Origin of the sequence: Bacillus sp. cl96 (genome assembly GCF_900100505.1) — a bacterium.
GTDB lineage: Bacteria > Bacillota > Bacilli > Bacillales > Bacillaceae_G > Bacillus_A > Bacillus_A cereus.
Genome location: NZ_FNDM01000002.1, coordinates 164,884 through 176,012 on the forward strand (window position 1 = coordinate 164,884; position 11,129 = coordinate 176,012).

Genomic DNA, 11,129 nt, shown 5'->3' on the forward strand with positions numbered 1-11,129 from the left:
GAAAAATCGTTGATATATTGCAAGTTGTGATAGATATATTCGAAAAACCGTTAATATAATTTCATTTACCGATATCTATATATGGCTCACCGAAAACAAACAGGGATGTCACTCAGTTAAAAAAGTGACATCCCTGTTTTTAATTCTCTGCAGAATAAATAATATCTAAATTCCCATTTTGATCAGTTTTGAAAATTGGGGCAATTTGCTCTTCTTGCTCTTCGACTGAAACAAGTTTTCGAGCACGATCCATAATTCGAACAAGCATCGCGTAATCTTCTTCGATTGCTTGTTGTTTTTTTGTGAGTACCGCTAATTTCGTTTCAAGTTCATGATTCGTTTTTTGCAGAGAAGTGAGCTGAGCTTGTAATACATCATTTTCCGTTTGCAACTTTGCGAGTGAAGGGTTATTATGCTCCAAGTTTTGCAAAAATGAGATGACATTTTGCATCGTAAGATCTTGTTTACTTGGCGTAATATCTTCTGAAAAATCGGCGTCAATTACGAGTTGTTTCGTTTTCGTGAACCGATCTTTTTCTATATTAGCTTCAGAACGTTTTAATTCTTTACGTTGTTTTTTTGCAAGCTGCACCGCATCCTCGTAATTCGGTCTTACTTCAGCATTCCATCTAAAGCCGCAAGCTGCTGAAGTCCGGTTCAACGCATCGCCAACTTCATCAAATGCTTTTATTTGTGTACTTCCGCTGCGAATATGTCGTAAAACAGTTTCTGCTAAAAGGAGATCATCTTCTTTTGTCCATGCATCTTGACGTGTTTTCATAAGCGAAGCCTCCATAATGGTGACGTTTTCGTTTATGTTACCCTTTATTTTTCGTTTTATTCGAAGTTTGTAATCTTTCATAAACAGTAGAAAGTGCTTGCTCAAATTTTCCTGTCGTTTTCGGTTTATAATATTGCTTGCTTTTTATTTTATCAGGTAAGTATTGTTGCCTTACCCAGCCGTTTGGATGGTCGTGCGGATATAAATATCCAATGCCTCTTCCAAGTGATTCTGCGCCTTTGTAATGACTATCTTTTAAATGGCTTGGAATGTCACCTGTTTGACCGTTGCGTAAATCGTGTAATGCAGCATCAAGTGCTTTATAAGCTGAATTTGATTTTGGTGATAAGCATAGCTCGATAACGGCATTTGCAAGTGGGATGCGTGCTTCTGGGAATCCAACTCGTTCAGCTGATTCAATTGCAGCTAGTGTACGTGGTCCAGCTTGTGGGCTAGCAAGTCCAATATCTTCATAAGCCATAATAAGAAGGCGTCTGCCAATGCTTTGTAAATCACCTGCTTCAATAAGGCGTGCTAAATAATGGAGTGCTGCATTTACATCACTTCCGCGCACTGATTTTTGAAATGCTGATAATACATCATAATGAGCATCGCCGCCTTTGTCGTGGACGAAGCTCTTCTTTTGTAAGCATTCTTCTGCAATCTCGAGTGTGATTTCAGCCGCTTGATCGTCTGTAGTAAAGCTAGATAATACAGCAAGCTCAAGTGCGTTATAAGCGGAACGCATATCACCACCAGAGGCGTTTGCAAAGTGATGTAGTGCTTCATCTGTTACCGTTACTGCATATTCTCCAAGCCCTTTTTCTTTATCTTCTAAAGCTCTTTTTAACCCAATTAAAATATCTTCTTCTGTTAGTGCGTGTAATTCGAAAATTTGACACCTGCTTCGAATAGCGGAGTTTATTGCATGGAATGGATTACTTGTCGTAGCACCAATTAAAGTAAGAAGTCCGCTTTCTAAGTGAGGTAATAGAAAGTCTTGCTTTGCTTTATCTAGACGGTGAACTTCATCTAAAATTAAAACGAGATGTCGATGCATCTTCGCTTCTTGTACGACAACTTCCATATCTTTTTTATTGTGAGTAACAGCGTTCAATAGACGAAACGGGGTACCGGTACTTCCTGCAATTGCACTGGCAATGGATGTTTTTCCTGTACCTGGAGGACCGTATAAAATCATAGATTGAAAATGATTGGCTTGGACCATTCGCCATAAAATCTTTCCTTCACCAACTAAATGTTGTTGCCCAATAATTTCTTGAATATTTGTAGGGCGCATTCGATGTGCGAGTGGTTGTTTCATTTGGACCGTCTCCCTTAATATATAATCTCGTTCTATCGTATCATTTTTTTCTACGGAATTTGAAATAGGATGCTGTTTTATGGGAAAAATGAAGATTAATATTTTCATTTTTCTTTCAATTGTAATAATTTCCGAGTTTTTCAATGTGATTTTATGTTATCATTTTGATACACAAGTTGAAATTTCTTATAATACTATATTATGCTATAATTTCATAGGATTTTAAATTGTGTTCTTTTTATAAATAAGATATAACCAATAGAAGTGAAAATTTGAAAAGAGGTGCAAAATAGATGAAGATTTCAACAAAAGGCCGCTATGGCTTAACAATTATGATTGATCTTGCAAAAAAGTTTGGTGAAGGTCCGATTTCATTAAAATCAATTGCGCAGGCGCATGACTTATCCGAGCATTACTTAGAGCAATTAATTTCACCACTTCGTAACGCTCGTCTTGTAAAGAGTACGCGCGGGGCATACGGCGGATATGTATTATCTGATCAACCGGCTAACATTACAGCTGGGGATGTAATCCGTGTATTAGAGGGACCGATTAGTGTTGTAGAAATGATAGAAGAAGAAGAGCCAGCACAGCGCCAGTTATGGATGCGTGTTCGTGATGCGGTGCAAGAAGTGTTAGATAGTACAACGTTAGAAGATTTAGTACGTTATGAGGAAGAAAATCACGGGGGCTATATGTTTTACATTTAATTCCTTGTGAAACGATTTGGAAAGAAGGAGATTTAATGGAACGCATTTACTTAGATCATGCTGCGACATCTCCGACTCACCCAGAAGTGGTCGAAAAGATGATTCCATATATGACAGAAATATTCGGGAACCCGTCTAGTATTCACTTTTATGGACGTCAAACTCGCCATGCAGTAGATGAGGCGAGACGAGTGTGTGCACGCAGCATTCATGCGAATCCGAATGAAATTATATTTACGAGCGGTGGTACAGAAGCTGATAATTTAGCGCTTATCGGTGTAGCACGTGCGAACCGTCATAAAGGTAACCACATAATAACGACGCAAATTGAACATCATGCGATTTTGCATACGTGCGAATTGTTAGAGCGTGAAGGGTTTGAAGTGACATATTTACCTGTCGATGAAACAGGGCTTATTCAAGTTTCTGACATACAAAAGGCATTAACAGAAGAGACGATTCTTGTATCTGTTATGTTTGGGAATAATGAAGTAGGGACAATGCAACCAATTGTGGAAATAGGAAAGTTGCTAAAAGATCATCAAGCTTATTTCCATACAGATGCGGTACAAGCTTACGGTTTAGTAGAAATTAATGTGAAAGAGTTTGGAATTGATTTATTATCAATTTCAGCTCATAAAATTAATGGGCCAAAAGGTGTAGGGTTCTTATACGCTGGTGCAAATGTGAAATTTGAACCGTTATTAATAGGCGGAGAGCAAGAAAGAAAACGCCGTGCTGGTACGGAAAATGTGCCTAGTATTGCTGGGCTTCAGCATGCAATTCTTATAGCTGAAAAAACTCGTGAGCAAAAAAATGCCCAATATGAAGAGTTTAAAGATATAATGGTATCTGTCTTCAAAAATGAAGGCATTACTTTCGAGGTAAACGGAAACTTAGAACATCGCTTACCGCATGTACTTAATGTAAGTTTTACAGGAATGAACATTGAACCATTTCTTGTGAACTTAGACCTTGCTGGCATTGCAGTATCAAGCGGTTCTGCTTGTACAGCTGGTTCGATTGATCCATCACATGTATTAGTAGCGATGTTTGGAAAAGACTCCGATCAAATACGTTCATCCGTACGCTTTAGTTTTGGACTTGGAAATACGAAAGAGCAAATTGAAAAAGCGGCGTACGAAACAGTGAAAATCGTGAAGCGATTAACACAAAATTAGCATGGGAGGTGACATGATGAACAAACTACCTCACGAAACACGCGTTGTCATCGGAATGTCCGGTGGCGTCGATTCATCTGTAGCAGCACTTTTATTAAAAGAGCAAGGTTATGATGTAATCGGAATTTTTATGAAAAACTGGGATGATACAGATGAGAATGGTGTCTGCACAGCAACAGAAGATTACAATGATGTAATTGAAGTGTGTAACCAAATTGGTATTCCGTATTATGCAGTAAACTTTGAAAAACAATACTGGGATAAAGTATTTACGTACTTCTTAGATGAGTATCGAGCTGGTCGTACACCAAACCCAGATGTAATGTGTAATAAAGAAATTAAATTTAAAGCATTTTTAGAGCATGCAATTGCGCTTGGTGCGGATTATGTGGCAACAGGCCATTATGCACGCGTTGCTTATATGGACGGCGAATATAAAATGCTTCGCGGCGTTGATGACAATAAAGATCAAACATATTTCTTAAATCAATTAAGCCAAGAGCAATTATCAAAAACAATGTTCCCGTTAGGTGAATTAAAGAAACCGCAAATTCGTGAAATGGCGAAAGAAGCTGGCTTAGCGACAGCGGCGAAAAAAGATAGTACAGGTATTTGCTTCATTGGTGAGCGTAACTTTAAAGATTTCTTAAGTAACTACTTACCGGCACAACCAGGTGTAATGCAAACATTATCTGGTGAAGTAAAAGGGAAGCATGACGGTTTAATGTATTATACAATTGGACAACGTCATGGCCTTGGAATTGGTGGTAATGGTGATCCATGGTTTGCTGTTGGGAAAAATCTAAAAGAAAACATTTTATATGTTGATCAAGGATTCCATAACGAACTTCTATATGGTGATGAAGTTATTGCTACGAATGTAGGATGGGTAAGTAACAAAGAAAAAGAAACAGAATTTAAGTGCACGGCGAAATTCCGTTATCGTCAAGAAGACAATAAAGTAACGGTTCAAATCGTTGATGAAAATACAGTTCGTATTCTTTGTGATGAGCCAATTCGTGCAATTACACCAGGACAAGCAGTCGTTTTCTATGATGGAGATGAGTGCTTAGGCGGTGCTACAATTGATGAAGTATACCGTAGTGGTAAGAAATTGGATTATTTAGGATAAACGAGAAGCCTCTGCCGATTAGCGGTTAGAGGTTTCTTTTACATAAAGCGAATTTTCGTTCGCTTGGAAAATACATTCTTTGTTATAATTTGTTGTAGAGGTGAAGGAAATGTCAAACAAACTTGAAACAGGTATTCAATATATGCAAGAAGGAAACTGGGAAGAAGCAGCTAAAAATTTTACAGAAGCAATCGAAGAAAATCCGAAAGATGCGCTTGGATACATTAATTTTGCAAATTTATTAGACGTATTAGGTGATAGCGAGCGAGCGATTTTATTTTATAAACGCGCACTAGAGTTAGATGATAAATCTGCAGCTGCCTATTATGGTTTAGGAAATGTATATTATGGCCAAGAGCAATTTACTGAGGCGAAAGCTGTATTTGAACAAGCAATGCAAGCTGGATTACAATCAGCTGATGTAACATTTATGTTAGGTATCACACATGTACAGCTTGGAAATGATCGTCTTGCACTACCATTCTTACAAAGAGCAACAGAATTAGATGAAAACGATGTAGAAGCTGTATTCCAGTGCGGACTTTGCTTCGCGCGATTAGAACATGTTCAAGAGGCGAAACCTTATTTTGAAAAGGTATTAGAAATGGATGAAGAGCATGCAGATGCGTATTACAATTTAGGTGTTGCGTACGTATTTGAGGAAAATAATGAGAAGGCTCTCGCTTTATTTAAGAAAGCAACTGAAATTCAGCCAGATCACTTTTTAGCGGGTAATGGCGTTCGTTTATTAGAGCAAGAAGCTGAATAAGATAAAAATATAGTTTAATGGGTAGTTATCCCTCATCTAAAAAGGTGGGGGATGTACTGCTCATTAAAGTGAAAATATCGGAAAGGAGAGGAAAGATGGGAAATCAACATGCAATGGATTTGTTTGAGGAAGAGAAAAAGTTTATAAAAGCGCAAGTTCTTCATACCATTTTCCACAACGAAGAAAACCTCTATTCCGTTGTCAGTATGAAAGTCATTGAAACGAATGAAACGTATGACGAAAAGAAAGTAATGATAAACGGTCATTTTCCCCGCATGCATGAAGATGAAGTGTTTACATTGACTGGTCATTTTAAGGACCATCCAAAGTATGGAAAACAATATATGGTTGAAACATTTAAAAAAGAATTGCCGCAAACAAAAGCAGGTATGGTGCAATATTTAGCGAGTGATTTATTTAAAGGGATAGGAAAGCGTACAGCTGAAAAAATTGTGGACCATCTCGGAGAACATGCTATTTCTAAAATTATGGATGACCCTGAGGCATTAAATGGTGTTGTTAATAAACAAAAGGCTCAGGAAATATATGAGACAATTGTTGAACATCAAGGATTAGAGAAAGTAATGAGCTTTTTAAATGGCTACGGTTTTGGAACGAAACTTTCTATTAAGATTTACCAGCAATATAAAGAGATGACATTAGAAGTGATTCGTAATAATCCGTATCAACTTATTGAAGAAGTGGACGGGATTGGTTTTGGAAGAGCGGATGATATAGGGCGTGCGTTAGGGATATCGGGTAATCATGACGACCGTGTACGAGCGGGATGTTTTTACACATTAGAGAATGTCTCATTACAACTTGGTCATGTTTATATGAGGAAAGATCAACTTGTAAGAGAAACGATGTCACTTTTAAACAATCAAGAAGGAAGAGTGACTGAGGAAGATATTATAGGTTGTATTGAAACGATGCAAAGTGAAGGGAAAGTCATCATAGAAGAAGAACGAGTGTATTTAGCGACGTTATTCTACTCTGAAAAAGGTGTTGTAAAGTCTATTCGCAGGCTTATGAATCAAGAAGAAACACCTTCATTTCCAGAAGCGGAAGTGTTAAAAACGTTAGGTGAAATTGAAGAACAACTGAACGTACAATATGCACCGTTTCAGCAAGAAGCAATTCAAACGGCACTTCATAAACCGATGATGTTATTAACAGGTGGACCAGGAACAGGGAAAACAACAGTTATTAAAGGGATTGTTGAAATGTATGCGTCACTTCACGGATTATCGTTAAATCCGAATGAATACAGTGATGATAATCCATTTCCAATACTATTAACAGCTCCAACAGGAAGAGCAGCGAAGCGGATGAGTGAATCGACAGGACTTCCAGCTTGCACAATTCACCGTTTACTTGGTTGGACGCCAGAAGGATCTTTCCAGCGTAATGAAACGGATCCTGTCCAAGGTAAGCTCCTTATTATCGATGAATTTTCAATGGTTGATATTTGGCTTGCAAATCAGCTATTTAAGTCGTTGCCGACGAATATTCAAGTTATCGTTGTAGGTGATGAAGATCAGTTGCCATCTGTAGGACCTGGACAAGTATTAAAAGATTTATTAAATGCAGGCGCAGTTCCGACAGTGAAGCTTACTGAAATTTATCGTCAAGCGGAAGGCTCATCAGTGATTCAACTTGCCCATGCGATAAAAAATGGAACTCTACCACCAGATTTAGCGCAAAACAAAAAAGATCGTTCGTTTATCAGCTGTACAGGGGCTCAAATTGTTGAGGTTGTGAAAAAAGTTTGCGAAAATGCTAAAACAAAAGGCTTTAGTGCAAGGGATGTTCAAGTATTAGCACCGATGTACCGCGGGCCTGCTGGTATTAATGTATTAAACGAAGCGCTGCAACAAGTATTTAATCCGAAGAGGGAAAAGAGTAAAGAAATTGCTTACGGTGATGTTGTGTACCGAAGAGGTGATAAAGTACTGCAACTCGTGAATCAGCCGGAGAGCCAAGTGTTTAATGGTGATATTGGGGAAATTGTTTCGGTGTTTTATGCAAAAGAAAACGTTGAGCAACAAGATATGATTATCGTTTCATTTGATGGAATTGAGGTAACGTATACGAAGCCCGATTTAAATCAAATTACGCATGCATATTGTTGTTCCATTCATAAATCACAAGGTAGTGAATTTCCGATTGTTATTATGCCAATCGTGAAAAGTTACAACCGTATGTTACGTCGTAATTTAATTTACACGGGTATTACAAGAAGTAAGAAGTTCCTTATTATTTGCGGGGAGGAAGCAGCTTTCCAATCTGGTGTAAATCGCCTTGATGATGCAATGCGTCAAACAACTTTAGCTAGTCGCTTGCAAGAATCACAAGGAGAAGTACAGATGGTCACAGTTAATGGCGAGGAAATGGACGTGGAAAACATTTCACCGTATGATTTCATGTAACAAGGTGAAATTATATAGTGAAACTTTCAAACGCATAGCGTTGAAAGGCTCCAGTAATGTATAAATGAATGCAGTTTGGACATAATGGCGAATAGAATCTGGGAGACTGTAAGGAGATGAAAGCCATATGTTCATTTGTCCAAATTGCAAAGGGAAAGACATTGGAAAAATAGGTGTCAACCAATTTTATTGCTGGAATTGTTATATCGAATTATCGGTTTCAAAGGGGAAAATCCATACACATCAAGTTGAGGAAGACGGTTCATTAAGCTCTCTTGATGATTTATTTGATGAGAATGAAAGAACGATCGGATAACGAAAAGGGGGATTTACTTTGAATCTACGCAATTCATTAATCGCATTAGGTGTTGGAGCTGCAGCATATCAATATGCTCGTAAACAAGATGTATTTTCAAAACGCAATATGAAAAAAGCACGTAAGATGATTAAGTCTTACTTATAATCATTTCGATAAATTGAAAAACTCCCTTGTAGACAAGGGAGTTTTTTTATGCACCCATATGCAAATAAAAAAGTCCGATCTCTGAGAAAAGATAAGATAGACCGTAGCAGCCAACGCCAAGTATTCCATACTGCCATAATTGCTTCGCTTTTTCTTTACGTGAGGAATGAATAAAGAACCCCTTCCAAATACCGAACCCGATACAAATCCATTCAAGAATCATAAAAAGTGCTGATAATCCAAGCATAAACAAAACCATAATTAGCCCTCCTGATTATATTAATTCATGCTGTATTCTCAGGGGTGGTTGTCCTTGTTATGTTATTTATATGTACGTCTTTAAAAAACAGTATGGTCCGTATGAAAAGATTTTAAAAGTTTCGCACATAACCTACCCCATTTATTTTCAAAATAAAGGTGGAGGAGGTTTTTCATGTGAAGAATCTTAAAATCATTTGGATATATCGTTTAGGATTATTGTTACTTGTTTTTCTTTGTCTGCTCGTCTTTTTAAAAATTAAGCCGCTATGGGCACCGATTATTTTTGTATTTAAAGTAGCAATCACGCCGTTTCTTATCGCGTGTTTTATTGCCTATTTATTGCACCCTTTAATTGAAAAAATTCATAAGGAAGGGATGCCCCGTACACTTGCCATTTTGCTCATTTATATCCTTTTCTTTGGCGGAATTGGTTATGGGATTTATAAAGGAACACCAGTCGTTATTAAACAGTTACAAGAGATTAATGAACAATTTCCCCAGTTTACAAAGATGTACGATTCGTGGATGGATGGCGTTACAGAACAAACAGCGAATTTCCCTTCGTTCATTCATGAAAAGGTGAAACAACTTTTTGTGGGTGTGGAAACGAAGATTCAAGCGCTTTTAAATAAAGTGATGAGTACAGCTCGTGGTGTACTCGATTCATTGCTCATTATTTTCTTAATACCGTTCATTGTATTTTACATATTAAAAGATTATGGTGAGTTTTATCATATCTTTTGGAAGCTAGTCCCAAGTAAATGGCGAGGTACGGGGCAAATGCTTGCGAAAGAAATTGATAAGTCACTTGGAAGCTATATTCGAGGACAGTTATTTGTTTGTTTAGTATTAGGGGGAGTATCAGCTCTTTCTTTTTGGTTTATCGGTATGAAATATCCATTATTGCTTGGCATTATTATTGGGGTAACGGATATAATCCCATACTTCGGTCCTATTTTAGGAGCGATCCCGACGTTAATGATTGCAGCAACAGTATCAACGAGTTTACTTATTAAGGCGGGGATCACGATTGCGATTTTGCAATTTGTGGAGAGTAACATTTTATCGCCTTACATCGTTGGTAAGTCACTTCGTATGCATCCCGTTATTATTATGCTTGCCTTACTAGTTGGGGGAGAGGTAGCTGGGATTGTAGGATTGCTAATATCGGTTCCGATTTTAGCAGTTATTCGCACTGTCATTGTTCATGTGAGACCGCTCTTGAAAAAAGAAGATGTGTAAGTATAGAAGCCCTCTATGTAAGAAATAGAGGGCTAATCATATATTTATTTAGAAAGTTGCTCGTGTATTTTTTGAATGAGGGAGCTCACATCATTTGTTTGAATATGTTTTATTTTTTTCCCTTCGTTATCATACATAAATATAATTTGATTGTTGAAAAGACGCTTTTGTTCTTTTAGATTAGAAATTTTTGCGAAAGAGTACTCTTCAAATATTGGATTCTTACTTACATCTGGCCCATAAAAGAATAGTCTTTTGCTCGTTAAAATTAGCAATCCTGGCCTTGCGACGGAACGATAAATAAATATGTCTAATGAACATGCTGCGTAAAATAATATCGTTTCGTCAGTCGCTAATATGTTTTTAGCTTTGCTAAGTAAGGTTGTCATTGTGATCGCTCCTTTATTTTATTAACAATAATTTAATTATAGCAAAAAAAGTAATATTTAGAAATTTTTATAAATCATTCTTATAAGGAGATTCCGATTTGTTAATAAACGCATAATATATGAAAAGGCTGTTAAGAATGAATAGTAGAATACCTATGATTAATAAGCAATTAATACAATATAAATGATTATCTACATTGACAAACTTAAGAGAATTCTATTATATTTAGTCATATAATACATTAAATCAATGACGGAACAAGTACGTTACAGTCCATTTATAGAGAGAAGCTTCCATATGGCTGAAAGAAGCTTTAAATGAAGGGTAACAGAAAGCTAATCCTGAGAGCAGCTAATCACTGCCGTCTTGCCACGTTACGGCACCATGAGGTGATGAATTGATTGTTATTGTAATCAATTCATAATTAGGGTGGTATCGCGAGTT

General features: G+C 37.2%; 12 protein-coding genes and 1 other annotated feature (1 of these 13 running past the window's edge). Of the genes, 8 read left to right on the plus strand and 4 right to left on the minus strand.

Annotation, left to right across the window (positions count from 1 at the left end; all coding sequences use genetic code 11):
- Positions 1 to 139: 139 nt before the first annotated feature.
- Positions 140 to 781, minus strand: coding sequence for an RsfA family transcriptional regulator (locus BLT20_RS05175; RefSeq protein WP_000857709.1), 642 nt, complete (start codon positions 779 to 781; stop codon positions 140 to 142).
- Positions 782 to 818: 37 nt separating this feature from the next.
- The gene (locus tag BLT20_RS05180; protein ID WP_000812943.1) at positions 819 to 2,105 is read right to left on the minus strand and encodes a replication-associated recombination protein A; all 1,287 of its coding nucleotides are present in this window, start codon (positions 2,103 to 2,105) and stop codon (positions 819 to 821) included.
- 293 nt (positions 2,106 to 2,398) lie between these two features.
- On the opposite strand from BLT20_RS05180, the gene cymR reads away from it, so the two are divergent.
- The 7 genes from cymR (at position 2,399) to BLT20_RS05215 (ending at position 8,792) form a co-directional block, all read left to right on the plus strand.
- On the plus strand, positions 2,399 to 2,815 hold the full coding sequence (gene cymR / locus BLT20_RS05185) for a cysteine metabolism transcriptional regulator CymR (protein ID WP_000704116.1): 417 nt from the start codon (positions 2,399 to 2,401) through the stop codon (positions 2,813 to 2,815).
- Between the two features lie 35 nt (positions 2,816 to 2,850).
- Positions 2,851 to 3,996, plus strand: a complete 1,146-nt coding sequence (locus BLT20_RS05190) for a cysteine desulfurase family protein (protein ID WP_000439881.1) — start codon at positions 2,851 to 2,853, stop codon at positions 3,994 to 3,996.
- Between the two features lie 16 nt (positions 3,997 to 4,012).
- Positions 4,013 to 5,128, plus strand: coding sequence for a tRNA 2-thiouridine(34) synthase MnmA (mnmA, locus tag BLT20_RS05195; RefSeq protein WP_001038010.1), 1,116 nt, complete (start codon positions 4,013 to 4,015; stop codon positions 5,126 to 5,128).
- Between the two features lie 109 nt (positions 5,129 to 5,237).
- The gene (locus BLT20_RS05200) at positions 5,238 to 5,897 is read left to right on the plus strand and encodes a tetratricopeptide repeat protein (RefSeq protein ID WP_000066409.1); all 660 of its coding nucleotides are present in this window, start codon (positions 5,238 to 5,240) and stop codon (positions 5,895 to 5,897) included.
- Positions 5,898 to 5,992: 95 nt separating this feature from the next.
- Complete coding sequence (locus BLT20_RS05205; protein WP_000528082.1) at positions 5,993 to 8,329, plus strand: SF1B family DNA helicase RecD2; 2,337 nt, start codon at positions 5,993 to 5,995, stop codon at positions 8,327 to 8,329.
- 127 nt (positions 8,330 to 8,456) lie between these two features.
- Positions 8,457 to 8,645, plus strand: a complete 189-nt coding sequence (locus tag BLT20_RS05210) for a hypothetical protein (protein ID WP_000469281.1) — start codon at positions 8,457 to 8,459, stop codon at positions 8,643 to 8,645.
- 18 nt (positions 8,646 to 8,663) lie between these two features.
- A complete protein-coding gene (locus tag BLT20_RS05215; RefSeq protein ID WP_001053553.1) occupies positions 8,664 to 8,792 on the plus strand; it encodes a YrzQ family protein in 129 nt (42 codons plus the stop codon).
- Between the two features lie 46 nt (positions 8,793 to 8,838).
- Here BLT20_RS05215 and BLT20_RS05220 read toward each other — a convergent pair whose 3' ends face one another.
- Positions 8,839 to 9,051, minus strand: coding sequence for a hypothetical protein (locus BLT20_RS05220; RefSeq protein ID WP_000242535.1), 213 nt, complete (start codon positions 9,049 to 9,051; stop codon positions 8,839 to 8,841).
- A 176-nt stretch (positions 9,052 to 9,227) separates the two neighbouring features.
- Here BLT20_RS05220 and BLT20_RS05225 point away from each other — a divergent pair, with 176 nt between their 5' ends.
- Positions 9,228 to 10,295 (plus strand): AI-2E family transporter, encoded by a 1,068-nt coding sequence (locus BLT20_RS05225; protein ID WP_000793128.1) that lies wholly within the window; start codon positions 9,228 to 9,230, stop codon positions 10,293 to 10,295.
- A gap of 44 nt (positions 10,296 to 10,339) precedes the next feature.
- Here the strand turns inward: BLT20_RS05225 and BLT20_RS05230 are convergent, their stop codons facing one another.
- Complete coding sequence (locus tag BLT20_RS05230) at positions 10,340 to 10,684, minus strand: PH domain-containing protein (protein ID WP_000209582.1); 345 nt, start codon at positions 10,682 to 10,684, stop codon at positions 10,340 to 10,342.
- Between the two features lie 241 nt (positions 10,685 to 10,925).
- Positions 10,926 to 11,129: a binding site (T-box leader), on the plus strand (it continues 16 nt past the right edge of the window).